The organism is Lutibacter maritimus (assembly GCF_900116115.1).
In the GTDB taxonomy this organism is placed as follows: Bacteria; Bacteroidota; Bacteroidia; order Flavobacteriales; family Flavobacteriaceae; genus Lutibacter; species Lutibacter maritimus.
Genome location: NZ_FOZP01000002.1, coordinates 363,340 through 383,288, shown reverse-complemented (window position 1 = coordinate 383,288; position 19,949 = coordinate 363,340). Strand labels below are relative to the sequence as shown.

At 29.8% G+C, this 19,949-nt stretch carries 15 protein-coding genes and 1 tRNA gene; 4 read left to right on the top strand and 12 right to left on the bottom strand.

The genetic code is table 11. From position 1 onward, the window contains the following. Positions 1–11: 11 nt before the first annotated feature. The gene (locus BM335_RS04940; protein WP_245780608.1) at positions 12–3,146 is read right to left on the bottom strand and encodes a SusC/RagA family TonB-linked outer membrane protein; all 3,135 of its coding nucleotides are present in this window, start codon (positions 3,144–3,146) and stop codon (positions 12–14) included. Positions 3,147–3,364: 218 nt separating this feature from the next. Between BM335_RS04940 and BM335_RS04935 the strand changes: the two genes are divergently transcribed. Further along, positions 3,365–6,256, top strand: coding sequence for a triple tyrosine motif-containing protein (locus BM335_RS04935; protein WP_090223764.1), 2,892 nt, complete (start codon positions 3,365–3,367; stop codon positions 6,254–6,256). Between the two features lie 68 nt (positions 6,257–6,324). On the opposite strand, the gene BM335_RS04930 is transcribed toward BM335_RS04935, so the two are convergent. Further along, positions 6,325–6,406: transfer RNA gene (locus tag BM335_RS04930), tRNA-Leu, on the bottom strand. Positions 6,407–6,529: 123 nt separating this feature from the next. On the opposite strand from BM335_RS04930, the gene BM335_RS04925 reads away from it, so the two are divergent. The 3 genes from BM335_RS04925 (at position 6,530) to pth (ending at position 8,818) form a co-directional block, all read left to right on the top strand. Beyond that, positions 6,530–7,471, top strand: coding sequence for a ribose-phosphate pyrophosphokinase (locus tag BM335_RS04925; protein ID WP_090223762.1), 942 nt, complete (start codon positions 6,530–6,532; stop codon positions 7,469–7,471). Positions 7,472–7,492: 21 nt separating this feature from the next. Continuing rightward, positions 7,493–8,101 (top strand): 50S ribosomal protein L25/general stress protein Ctc, encoded by a 609-nt coding sequence (locus BM335_RS04920; protein WP_090223759.1) that lies wholly within the window; start codon positions 7,493–7,495, stop codon positions 8,099–8,101. A 150-nt stretch (positions 8,102–8,251) separates the two neighbouring features. After that, the gene (gene pth, locus BM335_RS04915) at positions 8,252–8,818 is read left to right on the top strand and encodes an aminoacyl-tRNA hydrolase (protein WP_090224060.1); all 567 of its coding nucleotides are present in this window, start codon (positions 8,252–8,254) and stop codon (positions 8,816–8,818) included. 1 nt (position 8,819) lies between these two features. On the opposite strand, the gene BM335_RS04910 is transcribed toward pth, so the two are convergent. The 10 genes from BM335_RS04910 to kbl all read right to left on the bottom strand — a co-directional run bounded on the left by BM335_RS04910 (position 8,820) and on the right by kbl (position 19,922). Continuing rightward, positions 8,820–9,272: a 6-pyruvoyl trahydropterin synthase family protein gene (locus BM335_RS04910; protein ID WP_090223757.1), complete on the bottom strand. Its 453-nt coding sequence runs from the start codon at positions 9,270–9,272 to the stop codon at positions 8,820–8,822. Positions 9,273–9,292: 20 nt separating this feature from the next. Beyond that, the gene (locus tag BM335_RS04905) at positions 9,293–9,475 is read right to left on the bottom strand and encodes a hypothetical protein (RefSeq protein ID WP_090223755.1); all 183 of its coding nucleotides are present in this window, start codon (positions 9,473–9,475) and stop codon (positions 9,293–9,295) included. A 3-nt stretch (positions 9,476–9,478) separates the two neighbouring features. Continuing rightward, a complete protein-coding gene (locus tag BM335_RS04900; RefSeq protein ID WP_090223752.1) occupies positions 9,479–10,234 on the bottom strand; it encodes an enoyl-CoA hydratase/isomerase family protein in 756 nt (251 codons plus the stop codon). A gap of 11 nt (positions 10,235–10,245) precedes the next feature. Further along, positions 10,246–11,580, bottom strand: a complete 1,335-nt coding sequence (locus tag BM335_RS04895) for an MATE family efflux transporter (protein WP_090223750.1) — start codon at positions 11,578–11,580, stop codon at positions 10,246–10,248. Further along, positions 11,573–12,079, bottom strand: coding sequence for a GNAT family N-acetyltransferase (locus tag BM335_RS04890; RefSeq protein ID WP_090223747.1), 507 nt, complete (start codon positions 12,077–12,079; stop codon positions 11,573–11,575). The genes BM335_RS04895 and BM335_RS04890 overlap by 8 nt, the downstream gene beginning before the upstream one ends. Beyond that, positions 12,079–12,924 carry an alpha/beta hydrolase family protein gene (locus BM335_RS04885; RefSeq protein ID WP_090223745.1) on the bottom strand — a complete coding sequence of 282 codons (846 nt, stop codon included), beginning with the start codon at positions 12,922–12,924 and terminating at the stop codon, positions 12,079–12,081. The genes BM335_RS04890 and BM335_RS04885 overlap by 1 nt, the downstream gene beginning before the upstream one ends. 9 nt (positions 12,925–12,933) lie before the next feature. After that, positions 12,934–15,672 carry a PD-(D/E)XK nuclease family protein gene (locus tag BM335_RS04880; protein ID WP_090223743.1) on the bottom strand — a complete coding sequence of 913 codons (2,739 nt, stop codon included), beginning with the start codon at positions 15,670–15,672 and terminating at the stop codon, positions 12,934–12,936. 79 nt (positions 15,673–15,751) lie between these two features. Further along, complete coding sequence (locus tag BM335_RS04875; protein ID WP_090223741.1) at positions 15,752–17,116, bottom strand: OmpA family protein; 1,365 nt, start codon at positions 17,114–17,116, stop codon at positions 15,752–15,754. 131 nt (positions 17,117–17,247) lie between these two features. Next, positions 17,248–18,609 carry an OmpA family protein gene (locus BM335_RS04870; protein WP_090223738.1) on the bottom strand — a complete coding sequence of 454 codons (1,362 nt, stop codon included), beginning with the start codon at positions 18,607–18,609 and terminating at the stop codon, positions 17,248–17,250. A 119-nt stretch (positions 18,610–18,728) separates the two neighbouring features. Then, a complete protein-coding gene (gene kbl / locus BM335_RS04865; RefSeq protein WP_090223736.1) occupies positions 18,729–19,922 on the bottom strand; it encodes a glycine C-acetyltransferase in 1,194 nt (397 codons plus the stop codon). Between the last annotated feature and the right edge of the window lie 27 nt (positions 19,923–19,949).

Genomic DNA, 19,949 nt, shown 5'->3' with positions numbered 1-19,949 from the left:
ATGTTTCTAAATTAAAATTGAATGTTAGCTCCAAACATAAAAGACTTAGCTTGAGGATAATAACCTCTATCTATTCCAAAAGTGCTTCCACCAATTTCAGGATCATATCCTGTATAATGAGTAAAGGTTAATAAATTTTCTGCAGTTACAAATAATCGCAGTTTTTGAGCGCCAATTCTACTTATTACGTTTGAAGGCAATGAATAGCCTAACTGAATAACTTTTACACGTAAGTAATCACCATCTTCCAAATAAAAATCTGAAAATCGAGAGAAATTTAAGTTTGTATCGGCCGTAGTTAATCTAGGATATGAATTTGAAGTTCCTTCTCCAACCCAACGATCTAAAGCTTTTGTTTGATAATTTGGTGCAGCTCCTAAGTCAATTCTTCGTAAACCTTGGAAAATTTTATTTCCGGCAGCTCCTTGAAATGACATGTTTAAATCAAAACTTTTGTAATCTAAGTTAAAATTAAAACCAAAGGTATATTTTGGAATTGGACTTCCTAAATATTGTTTATCGGCATCTTCTATTTTTCCATTTCCATCGGTATCTACCCAACGAAAATCACCAGGCTTAGCATTTGGTTGAATAATAGTTCCTTCACTATTTACATAGGCATCTATTTCTTCCTGATTTTGGAAAATACCGTTGGTTTTAATTCCATAAAAAGTATTTCTAGGCATTCCAATTTCGGTTCTAGTTAAGGTTCCCATTGATTGAAAACCAACACCTCCGGTAATATATGTTTTTCCTTGACCTAAATAGGTAACTTCATTTTCTAAATAAGAAATATTTCCACTCGCTTTAAAATTAAGCTCTCCAAATTGTTTATTAAAACCTAGTTCAAGTTCAATTCCTCGGTTTTCCATATCAGCAACATTTCCTAATGGAAGACCAGATGCACCAACAAAACCAGGTATTTCAACACTTTGTAAAATTCCTGTTGTTTTTTTCTTATAAAATTCTAAGGTCAAATCTAAAGCATGAAATAATTTAGCATCTACACCAATATTTGTTTGCGTTGTTTCTTCCCATTTTAAATCTGGATTAGAAGGAGCGTTAGGACTTGTTCCTATTTGAACAGCCCCATCAGTTCCTAAAGGATAATTACTTCCGCCAGAAACCAACGCTAAATAACCAAAGTCACCAATTGCATCGTTTCCTGTTACACCGTAACCTCCTCTTACTTTAAGTGTATTAATTATAGTATTTTCTTTCCAAAAATCTTCTTTTGAAGCAACCCATCCTGCTGAAAAAGAAGGGAAAACACCAAATTTATTATTTGAACCAAATCTTGAAGAACCATCTCGTCTAATTACCCCAGTAATCAAATACTTTTCCTTATAATCATAGTTAATTCTTGAAAACAAAGAAGTTAATTTATGAAGATTGTTTGTATAAGAAGTACCAAACTTATTGCTTTCTGCAACATTGTATGTAAATGATGCCAATCTATAATCGCTGGTTGGAAGACCTCTATAAGTTGTACTTGAACCATAGGAATCATTGTCAACATAAACTCCTTGTCCAAGTAGTACAGTAAAGTTATGATCTTGTATTTGTTTGGTATAAGAAATTATATTTTCATTATTCCAACCAAAATTTTTATTCATGGTTCTATTTATACTGTTTTCCTCGTTAATATTATTACCATTTAAGTAATACATTGGTGTAAACCCTTCAAATCCCCAGTAACTTAATTTTGCTCCCAAGGTTGATCTAATTTTTAAACCATCTATCGGTGCAATTTCTAAATAAGCATTCCCAACTAAATCATCAGACCAATTATAATTTCCTAACCTAGTTTTTACATATGCTAATGGATTTGTCATATTGTTTTGCACAACAGTTGATATTCCATAAGGATTGCCATTATCATCAGTCATAACTGCATTTCCTAAATAAGGAATTCCATTTGCTTTACCCGGATCAGTTTCTACTAAAGGTGTAATTGGATCTAAATGTAAGGCGGAGCTTAAAGGTCCTCCTTGTTCTGCATTTGTATTTCCAATATTTAACGTTTTTTGGTGAGAATACCCTAATGTTTGACCAGCTGTAAAAAGTTTAGATATTTTGTGCGTTGAATTTAAACGCATACTTTTTTTATTTAAACTTGAAATTTCAGGAGTAACAATACCGTCCTGCACTTGAATTCCAAATGAAGCATAAAAATTAGAAACATCATTGCCGCCACTTAAACTTATCTCATGCGAAGATCTTAACGCATTATCTGCAAAAATAGCATCTTGCCAATCTGTACCTTTACCGTAAGAGCTAGGATTTGCATAAATAACCTCTCCACCACCATTAACAGATTGCTCATTCATAATAGTAGCATATTCGGTAGCATTTAGTAAACTTAATGTTCTTGCTGCTTTAGAAATACCTGTATAACCACTGTAAGCAACGTTAAGTTTCCCTAATTTTCCTTTTTTTGTTGTGATTAAAATAACTCCTCCAGCTGCTCTAGATCCATAAATTGCTAATGAGGCTGCATCTTTTAGTACTTCCATTGATTCTATATCGGATTGATTTAAAAAACCAATTCCTCCATTATCAACAATAACACCATCAACAACCCAAAGTGGATCGTTCCCTGCTTCTGTAAAAGTTGTAATACCACGAACTCTAATTGTTGATGAAGATCCTGGTTGGCCAGCATTTGCAGCAATAGTTAACCCAGATACTCTACCTTGTAAAGCTTGTTCAACTCGGCCGCTAGGCATATTTTCTATATCTTTAGCCTTTACTGCAGATATTGCTCCTGTTACAACACTCTTTTTTTGAGTTCCATACCCCACAACTACAACTTCATCAAGTGCAGCACTACTCATTTCCATTATAATAGTGAGTGGCCCATTTGTTATTGCTACTTCTTGAGTTACAAACCCCATAAAAGAAACAACAATTGTTTTTGCATTTTCCGATACTTCTAATGAAAACTTTCCATCAAAATCGGTTGATGTGCCATTCTTTGTTCCCTTTTCAATTATGGAAGCACCTGGCAAAGCAAAATTATCTTCAGAAGAAATAACAGTACCCGACACATTTTTTTTATTTTGTGCGGAAACCATTATAAAACTAAAGCATAAAAAAAGAAAGAAAATCAATCTTAATTTTTCTGTTTGTAATTTAAATTTCATAATAATTAATACGTTTAATTTTGGTTAATAAATTGAATAGTGTAAAACTATATTTTAAAAAATCGCAACCATATTTTTTATATACGCCTTAATTACGCCTTGAAAATGTTGATAGTACGCCAACATTACATCATTTAATTTTATTACCTAATAAATAGCACTTTAAATTGTTTTTTAACTTACATTTGAATCCACTTTTTTTATAAATAACTTTATTTATGGTTCGTAAATATTTTTATGTTTTTTTAGTTTTTTTATCTGTAACCGTAAAGGGGCAAGTTGATGCTGCTTTTTTAAAAAAAATTAAATCATCGGTAACCGAAACTATTAGTTTTGGTAAAAACGATTTTAAATCAGACTCTCAATTTTGGACTATGATTGAGGATAATGATGGCGTATTAATTTTTGGAAATAATTCTGGTATTTTAATTTTTGATGGTGAATATTGGAAAAGCATTTCATTGCCTAATAAATCATCCGTAAGAAGTTTATTAATTGATGAAAATGGGGTAATTTGGGTAGGTGGATATAATGAAATTGGAAATTTAAAAAAGGACGATTTTGGGAATTATTATTATAAATCGCTTATAGACCAGCTTCATTTAAACAATATTAATTTTGAAAATACTTGGAAAATACATTCTATAAATAATAAAATTGTAATTAGAACTTTTAAAGAATTGATTGTTATTATGGGTAAAACTGTAACACACATAAAAGCAAATCAAGCATTTACTTACTCTGCGGTAGCTAATGGAAATTTAATTGTACAAGATGCTGAAAATGGCATTTATTTATTAAATAAAAATGGAGATAAACTTATATTTACTATTAGCTCTAAAGATTTAAATAACAGCCTAATAACCGCTTCACTACCTATTAACAATGAAGAATTTTTTTTAGTAACTAGTGATGGTCATGTTTATTTGGCAAATTTAAATTCTAAAACCATTATTAAACAAAAAGAACTATTTGAAAAAGGGCATATTGATCCCATAAATTGTGGAATCCAAAAAAATGATTCCACATTACTTTTAGGCACATTAAGTTCTAAAATAATTGAATTAAAGAAAAATGGAGCTGTAAATAAAACCAATATCAGTTTTAATAAAGTTAAAAACACAGCCATACTTAATTTTTATAAATTAAAATCTAATAATATTTGGGTACTTCAAAACAATGGTATTTCATGTTTAGACTTTAATTCACAATACTCTAATATTTTTGATTTCGCTTCGGTATATGACATTTTAATTGATAATCAAACCATATACATTGCAACTAACGAAGGTGTTTATTATTTAAATAAATTTGAAAATTTCAATTACCAGTTAAACAAAATTGAAGATCTTCCTGGTCAAACCTGGTCTTTAACAAAAGTAGAAGATGAAATTATAATAGGACATAATGATGGAATTTTTGTTTTTAAAAATAATGTTTTAAAACAAATAGATGGCAGAACAGGTTTTTGGAAAATAACTCCAATTAAAGGCAAAAAAAATAGTTTTCTTGCCTCAAGTTATAATGGTTTATTTTTAATTGAAAAAGAAAAATCTAATTGGGTTTTAAAACATCCAATTAATGGTTTTGAAGAATCTACTAGAGATATTCTTCCATCAGATGATCCAAATACTTATTGGGTTTGCCATGGTTACAAAGGTGTTTATAGGTTAGTAATAAACGCTGAGTATACACGCGTGGAATCTGTAGAGCATTTCACCACAAATAACGGTTTTAAATCACCATTTAATATTAATGTGGTAAATTATAATGGTAAAATTGTTTTTACAACAAATAATGGTATTTATACATTTAATAAAAAAACTAAAACTTTTATACCAGATAAAACCCTAAATTCTATTTTAAATCCATCAAAAAATACACGTAAATTATTGTACACTAAAAACCGTACGTGGTTTGTACAAGATGATGAACCTGGATATTTTAATAATAACAATGTAAAAGAAATAATAAAAGCTCCTTTTTCTAATCTAAAAGGAACTTTTAATGAAGGTATGGAGTGTATTGTACCAAATAATGATTATGCTTTTTTCGGCACAAAAGACGGCATGTTTTTATATGATATTCATAAATTTAACAACCAAAACACATTTACATCATTTAGTAATATAATTTACACTAAAGGCAATCAAAAACAATTTACACCAATTAATTCATCAAAAAATATTGAATTACCCAATAATTCTGATATTTTAAGGTTTGAATTTAGTGCGCCTAAAATAGCTCCATATACTCAGACGCAGTATAGCTATTTTCTTGAGGGGTTAGATGATAATTGGTCGTCGTGGTCAACAAATCCTTTTAAAGAATACACAAAATTAAGCCGTGGTCAATATATTTTTAAAGTAAAAAGCAAAAGTAATACAGGAATAAACGGAAAAGAAATTTCATACACTTTTACAGTACTTCCAGCTTGGTATCAAACTAATTTAGCATACCTTTTATACATATTACTGCTTTGTTCAATTGCTTTTATGATATATAAACTAATCATGAAAAAAATTGAAAACGAAAAAAGAAAAACTAGACTAGAAACTTTAAAAGACCAAAAATTAATTAAACTAGAATTAGAACAATTGAAATTATCAATTGAAAAAAAGAAAATTACTGAAGACAACAATCATTTAGAACTTGATTTAATTGATAAAAGTAAAGAATTAGCAAATTACACGTTATTACTAAGCAAAAGAAAAGAAGCTTTTTTAGAATTAAGCAATGATTTAAAACAACTAAAAGACATTGTTAAAAATAATGAATCAAAAAATAAAATTATTCAAATATTTAAAAAATTAAATCAAAATAGTATTGGAGATAAATATTTAGAAATATTTGATGTTAATTTTGAAAGGGTTCATCTTAATTTTTTCAAAAATTTAAAACAAATTGATTCGTCATTTTCTCAACGAGAACTTAGGTTATGTGCTTTAATTAAAATGAATTTAACAAATAAAGAGATTTCACATATATTAAATATTTCTGATAGAGGGGTTGAAACTGCGCGATATAGAATACGCAAAAAATTAAATTTACCTTCCTCTGAGAGTCTTTCTTTATTTTTAGAAAATCTAACTATTAATGCAAATGATTAATCAAAACATCAAAAAAATCTCATCATTATAAAATACAAAACGCTATAAATATTTATAGCGTTTTAAAGTACCTCGAGCCGGGATCGAACCGGCACTCCCGAAAGAACTGGATTTTGAATCCAGCGCGTCTACCAATTCCGCCATCGAGGCTTTTTCAATTGGTGTGCAAATTTATAAATTTTTTTCATCAATAACATAAATTTTTCATTAAGTTACTCAAATACTCTATAAATAATTTTAAATTTGCACCACAAACAACAACACAACAATAAAATGGAAAACTGTCAATTAGAACCTAAAATTTTTGCCTGTAGGCAAAGCAAAGAATTAGCTTTAGAAATAGCCAAGCATTATGGCTTAAAATTAGGGAATGTAGTTATTTCTAATTTCAGTGATGGAGAATTTCAACCAGCACTAGTGGATTCTGTAAGAGGACGACGCATTTTTATTGTTGGATCAACTTTTCCAAACTCAGATAACTTAATGGAAATGCTTTTAATTCTTGATGCTGCTAAAAGAGCTTCCGCAAGACATATTACAGCAGTAATTCCTTATTTTGGTTGGGCTCGTCAAGATAGAAAAGACCAACCTCGTGTTGCAATTGGCGCAAAATTAGTTGCCAATTTATTACAAGCTGCAGGCGCAACTAGAATTATGACTATGGATTTACATGCAGATCAAATTCAAGGCTTTTTTGAAAAACCAGTAGATCATTTATATGCATCTACAATTTTTTTACCATATGTAAGAAGTCTAAATTTAGAAAATATTACCATTGCATCTCCTGATATGGGTGGCTCAAAAAGAGCATACGCTTATTCAAAATATTTAGAAAGCGAAGTAGTAATTTGCTACAAACAACGTCTTAAAGCCAATGTTATTGATACTATGGAACTAATTGGAGATGTTGCAGGAAGAAATGTAATACTAGTTGATGATATGATTGATACAGGGGGAACGCTTACTAAAGCAGCCGATTTAATGATGGAAAAAGGAGCAGTTAGTGTACGTGCAATATGCACACATCCTATACTTTCTGGTGAAGCTTATGATAGAATTGAAAAATCTCAACTACAAGAATTAATAGTTTCTGATACAATTCCTCTAAAAAGAGCATGTTCTAAAATAAAAGTTGTATCTTGCGCCCCTTTATTCGCAGATGTTATGCATAAAGTACAAGACAACAGATCCATCAGCGGACAATTTTTAATGTAAATAATAATTAAATATAAATAAATGCAATCAATTACAATCAAAGGATCTCAAAGAGAAAGCGTGGGTAAAGTAGCTACTAAAGCCTTACGTAATGCTGGAAAGGTACCTTGCGTATTATACGGAGGGGACAAACCATTACACTTTTCAGCCGATGAAGTTTCATTCAAACCATTAGTGTATACGGCTAACGTTTATACAGCAACGATTGAGTTAGAAGGAAAAACTTACAATGCAATTTTACAAGACATTCAGTTTCACCCAGTAAGTGACAAAATTTTACACGTTGACTTTTATCAATTGTTTGACGATAAATTAGTTACAATGAGTATTCCTGTAAAATTAGTAGGTACATCTCCAGGTGTATTAAATGGTGGTTCATTACGTTTTGCAATGCGTAAATTAAACGTAAGAGCTCTACCAGCTGATTTACCTGACTTTATTAATGCAGATATTTCAAAATTAAGAATTGGACATAAATTATATGTTACAGCTTTAAAAAATGAAAAATTTAGCATTTTACATCCAGATAATACAGTAGTAGTTCAAGTTAGAACATCTCGTAATGTTTCTGCTGCTGAAGAAGAAGAAGAAGAAGGAGAAGAAGAAGCAACTGAAACTGCTGCTGAATAAACCAAAATTATTACAATTTAAAAAGCGTTGCATTTGCAGCGCTTTTTTATTTAAATAAACTTATGCTTTTACTATTTTTGTTTAATGACGTTAAAACAATTAGTAAAAATTATTTTTAGCTTTAAAAAAGAAATACCCACTGAAAATAATATGAAAACATTTTTAATTGCTGGTTTAGGAAATATTGGCGAAAAATATGCAAATACTAGACACAATATTGGCTTTAAAATTTTAGATGAATTAGCATCTAAAGAAAATGTATCTTTTGAAACTGAAAAATTAGGCGATATTGCTAAATTCCGTTTTAAAGGAAGAACCTTTATTTTACTAAAACCATCTACTTATATGAATTTAAGTGGAAAAGCTGTAAAATATTGGTTAACAAAAGAAAAAGTTGCTATTGAAAATTTATTGGTAATTTGTGATGACTTAAATTTAGATTTTGGGGCAATTAGAGTAAAAGGAAAAGGAAGCGATGGCGGACACAATGGCTTAAAAGACATTAATGCTGTTTTAAATACCCAACAATACGCACGATTTAGATTTGGCGTTGGAGCAGATTTTTCTAAAGGAAGACAAGTTGATTATGTTTTAGGCGAATGGGATAAAGAAGAAAACAAATCGCTACCTGAACGTTTAGATAAAGGATGCGAACTTATTAAATCTTTTGGAACAGCGGGACTAAATAATACAATGAATGCTTTTAACGGCAAATAAGTTATTCCTGATCACTTGCATACCATTCCGCGTGTGAAGTACCCGTTTCTCTTAATTTTAATGAATATAATTCAATATTTTCAGGCAATCTGCTTTTAATTTTTTGAGCAAAATCTATTAGCATCATTTCACTTGTTGGCTGATAATCTACCAAAATAACACTGTGTCCTCTTTTTTCTAATTCTGCTGCCAACTCAATATGTGGTGTATTTTTATTAAAAACTGTTGCGTGATCAAATTTATCAACAATTTCTGAAGCTACAATTTTTTTAAGATCACCAAAATCTATCACCATTCCTAATTTTACGTTTGAGGTATCTTTTATTGGCTTTCCAATTACCGTAACAGATAATTTATAACTATGTCCGTGTACATTTTTACATTTACCATCATAACCATACAAGGCATGTCCGGTTTCAAAATCAAATTGTTTTGTTATTCTTATTTTACTCATTGCTAAATTTGAGTTATAAATTAATCTTCTAAATCTTTTCTATTTTTAGCCTTATAATATACAAAATACGCTAAAACAACCAACAATACAAAAGGTAAATATGTACCAATTACTACTCCAATTTCATAACCACCATCCGGAGCATTTTTAATTTTTTCTTCAATATTTATCTCTTGAAAAAAAGCTATAAAATTACCTAACATGTTTTATTTTTTAAATTTCTGAAGTGCTTTTTTAGTAAATTCAGATAATACTAAAGTACCACTTATTTCGGCTCTTTTTACTAACAATTCGTCCCAATTCTCAGTATTCCCCCAAAGAATCTTCTTAATTTCTATTAAAGCATTTGGATTGTAACTTGCTAAATTAATTGCTAAGTTTTCAACTTCTTTATCTAATTCATCAATGGTTTGAAAAACAGTGGCGAACAATCCTTTTTCCTTTGCCCAATACGCCGTTTTCCAACTTGTTGCATCTAAAGTTAATTCACTAAAAGCAGCCACTCCCATTTTACGCTCAACAGCAGGAGCAATTACAAATGGACCAATACCAATACTTAATTCTGATAGTTTAATAGATGCTTGTTCAGTTGCTAAACAATAATCACAGGCTGCAGCTAAACCAACGCCTCCACCAACAGCTTTCCCTTGAACGCGACCAATTATTAATTTTGAACAGTTTCGCATAGCATTTATAACATTCGCAAAACCTAAAAAAAATTGTTTCCCCTGTTCTAAATTTGAAATAGCAACCAACTCATCAAAAGAAGCTCCAGCACAAAAAGCACCTTCTTTTTCACTTTTTAAAATAATTACATGAACATTATTATTTTCACTAAGTTCGTTAAAAGTTGTTGCTAAACGTTGTAACAAGTCACTTGGAAATGAATTGCTTGCTGGATGAAAAAACTCTACCGTTGCAATGTTATTTTGAATATGCGTGTATAAACTTCCGTTGCTCATAATTGCCAAAGTTACGGGTTTTTAATCAAATATTTTGTTCTAAATTTTACTACCAATACACTTGAGCGTATAAACATCCAAACTACAAATGCAATCCAAATGGCATATAATTTTAAATTAAAATAATCTCCAATTAATAACACTGGTAAAAATCCGAAAAAAGTTGCGAAAATTAATAGGTTTCTTAAAGTGGCTGCTTCTGCCAAACCTTTAAAAATACCATCGTACACAAAAGCTATTGCGTTTATAGGTTGCATTATTAAAACAATCCAAAAAATACTGTAGAACGATGTTAGAACAATTTCATCTTGAGAAAATAATGCACCTATTTGAAAATAAAAAATCCCACAAAAAATTGCTAAAATACAAGCTACACCCACTGAATATTTACTTAGTTTTAAGCTGAGTTTCCATAGTTTTTTATAATTCTGTTCACCCAATAATTTTCCTGAAACTATATTACCAACACTTGCATAACCATCAATAAAAAAAGCAAAAAACAACCAAATTTGAAACGCAATGGTTTGTGCTGCAATATAATTATTACCATATTTAGTAGCGAATGAATTTGCTAAATATAAAGCTACATTTAAAGCGGCGGCTCTAATTGCTAAATTAAAACTTATGGACAGTAACTTTCCAATTTCTTTGTTAAATGGCAATGAAATTTTAAGTTTAAAAGGTGTTTTTTTCAACAGTAAAACCAAGGCTAAAATTGCCATAACAAATTGAGAAATAACACTTGCCCAAGCGGCTCCAATAATATTCATAGGTTCAATAAAACCATCAATTCCAAAAACCAATATAAAATCTAAACCAATATTTAAAACTGCCCCAACCATACTAATTAGCATAGGCCAAAAGGTGTTTTGAAGACCTCCAAAAACGCCAAAAACAGAAAAAACAAACAAGGTTAACGGAAAACCAATGGTTCTAATTTTAAAATATTCTACCGAATAATTTAAAATGAGTCCTTCTGCATTGTATAATTGAAATATTTCTGCTACAAAAAACAAGGAAATAGCACAAATTATAATGCTTAAAGCAATATTAATAGCTATAATTTGTGCCGGAAGTGAATCTATTTCATGTAATTTTTTAGCGCCTAAATATTTGCTAACAGTTGCTGAAATAGCAGAACGTGTTTGTGCTAAAATCCAAACCATTGCTGAAATAAAAGAACCCGCAATACCAACAGCTGCCAAAGCTTCCGTTGGATGATTTTGAATATTCCCAACAATAGCAGTATCAGTAATTGAAAGTAAAGGTTCTGCAATTCCAGAAATAATGGCGGGAATAGCTAATTTGTTTATAGCTTTAAAAGATATGTTTGTTTTTTTATGCATTTAAAACAAGTTCAAAACAATAAAAAGGAAACTTACTTTGCTTTGGGAAATATATAGATTCAAGCTGTTTATAATTCCTGTTTTTGTAGAATTTTAAATTTCTTAAATTCTGGCTAAACGTATCTAACCTTACTGAATTATAGCTGTTTTTTTTGGCAAAATTTTCTGCAAAATCCATTAATTGCTTTGCATACCCTTTTCCTTGAAAATTAGGATGCACCGCCAATCTATGAATATACAAATTGTTATTATTTTCAGTTAACCACTTTACATTTTTATATTCCACATCTTCAATTTCTGTGAGCACAATAATTCCAGCAATTACATTATCAATTTCAAGTTTATATAGTTGTTGCAATTCAATATCTCTTTTTAAAACTTCCAAAGAAGGATAGTGTTCATTCCATTGAAAAATATCATTTTCAATTAAATGTTTTGCGCAACTTTTGGTAAGTGCATAAATTTCCTCTACATCTTTTGACAATACTTTCTTTATCATTATTTTAAAATAAATTCAATGGTTTTAGCAACTACTTGCTTTAGATAATCTGGCATATTTTCATTCATCCAAGGTTGTGTACAACCTAACGTGTGATTCATCTCATCAATAATTAACAACGTGCTTTTTTGATTCCATTTATGCAAATTTTTAGCTTCATTTAACAGCACAACATCATCATTTGTTCCGTGAACAATTAAATGCGGAATGGTTAATTTAGAAACAGCATTTTTTATGGTTAATCTATTTTCATTTTCTTTAAAGTTTGTGTAAAATTGAAAATAATGTGGCATTTGTTGTTTCGTTCTGGAGTTTTCAACATACGAAATTCCATCTTCTCTCCAATTTTCTAAAATTTCACCAGTAGGGAAACGCGCACCAAAATCTGATACAGAAGACCATGTAATTACTTTGGAAATTTTACAGTTTTCTGATGCTTTTATTGATACAATTCCTCCGCCACGTGAATGCCCAATTAATACAATATTTTCAGTATCAATTTCACTTTTAAAACTTTCATTGGTGCAAATCCAATTTATAACATCTTCTAAATCATTTAATTCAATAGTAAAATTATTTTCTCCAAAAGCATTTAAATCTGGAAAATCAATTGGGTTTTCAACGGTACCACCGTTATGAGAAAAATTGAATTTTACAAAAAATAAATTGTGCTCCACAAATTTTGGGACCGCTAAATTCCAAGCGCCCCAATCTTTATAGCCTTTGTAACCGTGACAAAAAATTACTACTGGTTTTTTGGTGTTGTTTTGATTGAAATAAACATCAGTTAAAATTGGTTTTTTATGATGTGTACTTTTTACAACTGTATTTAATATTGATTTCATTTTTATAATTTAAAAAGGTAAATTTTCGTTTTGTTTAAACGGAATTTCTGGATTTAATATTTCTGAAATAATTTCTTTTAATGTTACTAAAAACACCTCTAAATTTTCTTGTTGAATTAAACTTTCTGTTGTACCTTTTTTTTCTGAAAAGTTCATTTTTAAAAAGCCAGCATTTAAGTTTTTAAAAGAAATAATTCCTGCTTCTAAAGGTTTTGAAATTAAATCTGGATTTTGGGTAAATAAATAAGAATACATTAGCACTTGAAGTGCTTTGGTGTATTTGTAATCTTCTTTCAAAAGGCTTAAATCGTTAATTTTTAAATCTTTAGCTTCTACTTTACCAGTTTTATAATCTATAATTCTAACAACACCATCAAGTTCATCAATTCTATCAACAATTCCTTTTAGTTTTATCGGAAAATCAATTCCTTTAATCGGAATTAACGTTTCAAGCTGTTTTTCTAATGCAATTATTTTAAGCTGTTTGTTGTTGTTTAAAATATCCAATTCTTGTTTTAAAAATCGTTCTATATGATTTCTGCAAACTTCAAAAATTAGTTTATTTTTTCCTGTTTTTATATTTCCTTTTTTATAATATTCTTCAAAATTTAAAACTAGTAAAGGTTCAATTTTATTAAACATTGCTTTCACATCACTTTTGGTAACATACTCATTTATAAATGGTTTATATAAAGCTTCTAAAACTTCATGAATTACCGTACCCATTGTATTAACAGCAATAGTTTCTTCTACTTCGTTTTCATCGCCAATTTTTAATATTTTTTGTTCGTAAAATTTTACCGGATTGTAAATATAATTAGCAATGGCAGAAGGTGAAATTCCTTTTGTAAAAACCTCTTTAAGTTGTTCAACTATTTCGGGAGTTTTATCAATCTCTAAAATATTTTTTTTACTATTTTGAACAATTGGACTAATAGTTATATGTTGAACTGTTGGATTATTTATTTCAATTTTGGTTAAAAATCTGCTTTTTTCACCAGAACCATAACCATCTGTTTCTGTATTATATAACAAGAAAATATTAGTAGCTCTTTGCAATAACCTTTGAAAATGATATGAGAAAATTGCATCTTTTTCTTGATATGTTGGCAAGCCAAAATACTTTTTAACATCAAACGGAATAAACGAGATTTCATTTTTACCTCCAGGCAAAATTCCTTCATTTACCGATGTAATAATCACCGTTTCAAAATCTAATGCTCTTGTTTCTAACATTCCCATTAATTGTAATCCTTTTAGCGGCTCACCTTGAAACGACAACTTTTCATTTTGTAATAGTTGATTGTAAAATAAACTTAATGTTTTTAAATTTTCAATATGATTATAGGAAGTGTTTAACGTTTCTAATTGCTGAAAGATGTTATAAAATCTGAATAAATATTCTTTTTCAACACCTATTACAAATTCTTTAATTTCAGTTATTAAATGAATACATTTTTTAATAATGGCATTTACATCTGAAGAAAAATTAAATAATGAAAACACTAAACTTAGTTTATTACATTCTTGCTCGGTTAAAAAATCTTGTAAATCTTTTAACGTTAAAAAAATAGCGTTTTCAAATTTTATTTTTGAAATTAATTTTTGAAGTATTTCACCATTTAATTGATTCAAAAATGGATCATTCAACACTTTTAACACATCTTTAAAGTAAAACCTACCATTGTTGCTATCGGAAAATTTTTGTTGATTTAAATGCAGTTTAAATAGCTTTTCAAACAAACTTGCAATTGGAATATCTTTTAAAGGATAACCCATTGTTATATTCACATTTTTAACATTTGTTGGAAATGAATTTAGTGTTAATGCTAAAAGGTTTTCATCGGCCAAAACCAATGCGGTTTCGTTAAAGTTTAGAAGATTAGAAAGCAATTCTCCTGTATACTTTACCTGAGTAATATTTTTAGGAGTTCCAATAATTTTAATATTTTTAGAACTCACTTCAACTTCTTCCCATAAAAATGGATACTTTTTATAATATGGCCACTCGCTTTTATATTTTCTGATAAAAAAACCAGCCTCATTTTGAAGATCTAAAATAGCGGCATTTACATCCCAATAAATTGTTGCAATATTGTTATTTAATAACTCTTGAAAAATTGTTTCTTCAGCCTTATTTAATGCATTAAAACCAGCAAAAACAAACTTATTTTCGGAATTATTTTGAATAAAATACTCTAAATTATCGGTAGCTTCCCTATAAATTAATCCCTGATAACCAACCTTGTTACTTTTTAATATTTTATATAAAGCTTTGTATAAAATATTTAAATACTCAAAAAATTGAAAATAATTAAAAGCTAGTTTACTAGGTTGTTTATCTTGAAACCATTCATTTAAACGTTTAATGTCTCTTAAGTTAGAAAAAAAAGTGTCTGTATCAACCAAATAACTATCCAAATCATTAAAATCATGTAATGCCACAGTTGCCCATTGAGAAAATGTTTCGAAAGAATCAATGCTTTCAGTTGGTATTTTACTTTTGTAAACTGAATAAAACTCAAAAATAAGTTGGGTATTATCAATTAAATTGACCTCAGCTAATTCTTGAATAAAATTTTCAATGCTAATAATTTTAGGTAAAAAATGTACTCCATTTGACTGAGCTATAAACTGTTCTTTTAAAAAAACACAAGATCGTTGACTAGGTAGAATAAAAGTAATATCAGAAATATTTTTATGTCGAGAACTAATATCTTTAACAACTTTTGAAATAAATGAATTCATATAGCTTTTTTAAGATTATAAAAATAAAAAAAGCCATTCGAAATGAATGGCTTTTTAAAGTTATTTTAAGTTTTATTAATTAGTTTACTAATTTAACTTCAACTCTTCTATTTTCTGCTCTTCCAGCTTTATTCATATTTGTAGCAATTGGACTATTTTCACCATAACCTTTTGCTTCTAAATTACTTGAAGGAACACCTTTACTTACTAAATAATCTTTTACAGCATTTGCTCTACTTTCAGATAATTCTAAATTTCTAGCATCGCTTCCAACGCTATCTGTATGACCACCAATTGTAAATTTAGCTGTTCTAAATTTCGACATAATTCCAGCTGCTTCATCTAATTTAACATATGTTTCTTTTTTAAATGTAGATTTTCCAGTATCAAAATAAACTGTTTTAAACAATTCTTCTAATTTTGCAACCTCTATTATAGTAATTTCAGGACACCCTTTATTTGATGCAGGACCGGCAACATTCATACATTCATCATCTTTATCTAAAACACCATCGCCATCAGTATCTGGCCAAGGACAACCTTTATTATCAGCAGGACCGGCAACTTGTGGGCAGGCATCATTTTTATCAACTACTCCATCACCATCTGTATCAGGACATCCACTATTAGCTTTTGTGCCTTTTTCATTTGGACAAGCATCGTCTTTATCTGCAATACCATCACCATCTGTATCAGGACAACCATTTAGAGCTGCAACACCAGCAACATTAGGACAGTCATCTTTTGAGTCGATAATACCATCATTGTCAGAATCTGGACAACCATTATATTCACTTAAACCAAATACTTCTGGACAAGCGTCATAATCATCATACACACCATCACCATCTTTATCATTACCACCAAATTTTATAACAATACCTAAAGAATGTTGAAAATGTTGAACAATAGCACTTTCAAAAGCATGCTTATATTTAGATTCTAAATTCATACCAATATTTTCACTGAACCAAAAGTTTATTCCGATACCTCCATTAAAAGTTCCAGTACCATAACTATCCATCCAAGTATACCCACCACCTATTGATGCATAAGGATCAATAAAAGAAGTTTCACCAATTACTCCATTTAAATCATATTTAACAGCACCATCTAATCCATAATAAGCTAAATCAGAAACACTGTTGTCTCCAACTTTAGAAATCTTGTTTAATGAACCTGCTGCCTCAATACTAAATCCATCTGCTAAGTATTTATTAACCGTTATTTTTGAAATTGCAGGTATAATGTTATAGTGATCACCTATATTGAAATATTCACTAAACCAAGTTCCGTGACCAGGAAGGCCAGCATTTGTAGGATAAAAATCTACTGCATTGGTTCCAATTCCAATAGCAATTGTATTATTTTTATCTTGGGCATTTAAATTACTAATCCCAACAATTAGTATAAAAGCCATTAAAATTAATTTAAATTGTTTCATCGTTATTAATTTATTTGTTATTTTGACTATCTAAAGATAGTTTAATTTTTTTTTTAAATAAAAAAATTATAAAATAAAATGCTGTCTCACTCGAGTGAGACAGCATTTTATTTTATATAAATTCTATATAATTATTTTACAATATTTACTTCTGTACGTCTATTATTAGCTCTACCAGAAACTGTATCATTAGAATCAACTGGTCTAGATTCACCATAACCAACATAAGTTAATCTTAATGGATTAATACCTTTTGAAATTAAATAATCTCTAACAGCAGATGCTCTTCTTTCAGATAATAATTGATTTGATCTATCTGTACCAACGCTATCAGTGTGTCCTGCAACAACGAAGTTAGTTTCTGGATAATCTTTAAGTATTGTTACCATAGATTCTAAAGTACTTATAGCTTCGCTTTTGAAAGTTGCTTTGCCTGTATCAAATAAAATAGTTCTTCCATATCTATTTAATTCATCCATAACTTCACTAGAAGGATCAACTGGACAACCATCATTTGAAGCTGGGCCAGGAATTTCAACACATCTGTCAATTAAATCAATAACACCATCTTCATCAGTATCTTTAAATGGACAACCTGCATTAGTTTTTGGACCAGGTACGTTTGGACAAGCATCATCTTTATCAGTTACACCATCTCCGTCAGCATCTGGGCAGCCATGTAATTCTTTTAATCCTGCAACTTCTGGACATTTATCTTTCATATCAGGAATTCCGTCTGCATCTGTATCTGGACAACCATCAAATTCTTTTAATCCAGCAACATCTGGACATTTATCACAACAGTCTGTAACACCATCGTTATCAGCATCAGTATCTGGACAACCATTAAATTCAGCTAAACCAAAAACTCCAGGGCAATCGTCATCTCTATCTCTTATTCCATCTGCATCTGTATCAGAGTTTCCGAATTTCCAAGTTAAACCAACTGAATGTTGAAACATTTCAAAATCAGCAGGAGTATTTACTTTTTTGTAACCTGATGTAAAATTAATACCAACATGGTCAGATACCCAAGCATTAAATCCAGCACCAACATTTACACTTATTCCATCTTTAGAACCTACCCAATTTTCACCAACACCAGCATATAAAAATGGATCAAACCAACCTGTTTGTCCAAATAAATTGTTTAAATCATATTTTACATTTAAATCAACAGCAGCAAAAGTTACGTCAGCCCCAGCTCCCCAAGGTCTATCAACTTTGTTGTATGCTCCTGCTAATTCTAAACTAAATCCTTTATCTAAATATCTAGATGCAGAAATTCTACTTAACCAAGGTATAATGTTTAAATTATTTCCATCATAATCATATGACCCGAAATATCCTGATTTCGCATCAGAATTAGTACTAATATCAATAGAATTAGTTCCAAAAGTTAACATCCAAGGGTTTTCTTTGTCCTGAGCGTTAGAATTGCTAAAGGATGCAATCATTAACAAAGCCAGTATGGCAATTTTTAAGTGTTTCATTTTCAATAAATTAAATTAAATGTTCTTTTTATTATTAATCTGAAATAAGCTTTCGCAGTATCTTATATTTTAGCAAATTTACAAAATATTCTTAAATACTCTACAATATTAGAATAAATCTAGACAATTTTCAACTTTTTCCCTATTTTAATGAATGCTTTAATGGCTTTGTCTAAATGTTCAATACTGTGTGCTGCTGATAATTGGACTCTTATTCTTGCCTTTCCTTTTGGAACCACAGGAAAAAAGAATCCTATAACATAAATACCTTCTTCTAATAGTTGACGCGCCATTTCTTGTGCTAATTTTGCATCGTATAGCATTACTGGAACAATTGCTGAATCGCCTCTTACAATATCAAAACCAGCATTTATCATCTTTTCTTTAAAATATTTAGTGTTTTCTTCTAGCTTGTCTCTTAATGAGGTATCTTTAGATATCATTTCAAAAACTTTTAATGAAGCACCTACAATTGCTGGAGCTAATGAATTTGAAAATAAGTATGGGCGAGATCTTTGACGCAATAATTCAATAATTTCTTTTTTACCTGTTGTATAACCTCCCATTGCACCACCAAGCGCTTTACCAAGAGTTCCGGTAATAATATCTACTCTTCCGATTGCATTTCTAAGTTCAAGAGTTCCTCTTCCTGTTTTACCTATAAAACCTGCAGCATGGCATTCATCTACCATTACTAAAGCATCATATTTATCCGCCAAATCACAAATTTTATCTAAACTAGCAACAACGCCATCCATTGAAAAAACGCCATCGGTTACAATAATTTTAAAACGATGTTGTTTTTTAGAGGCTTCAATTAATTGTTCTTCTAAAGAAACCATGTCATTATTATCATATCTGTAACGCGCAGCTTTACACAACCTAACACCATCAATTATTGAGGCATGGTTTAAAGCATCTGAAATAATAGCGTCTTCTTCTGAAAATAAAGGTTCAAAAACACCGCCGTTAGCATCAAAGGCTGCAGCGTACAAAATTGTATCTTCGGTTTGATAGAAGTCTGCAATTTTATGTTCTAATTGTTTATGAATATCTTGTGTTCCGCAAATAAATCTTACTGAAGACATTCCAAAACCATGAGAATCTAAGGCGTCTTTTGCCGCTTGAATAACTTCTGGATTATTTGAAAGCCCTAAATAATTATTTGCACAAAAATTAATAACTTCTTCACCTGTATTAATTTTTATAACTGCATCTTGTGAACTAGTAATTACACGTTCTGATTTATATAAACCTGCTTCTTTAATTTCTTGCAGTTCTTTTTGTAAATGTTGTTGAATTTTTCCGTACATAATTTGGTTATTTTACACAAATTTATG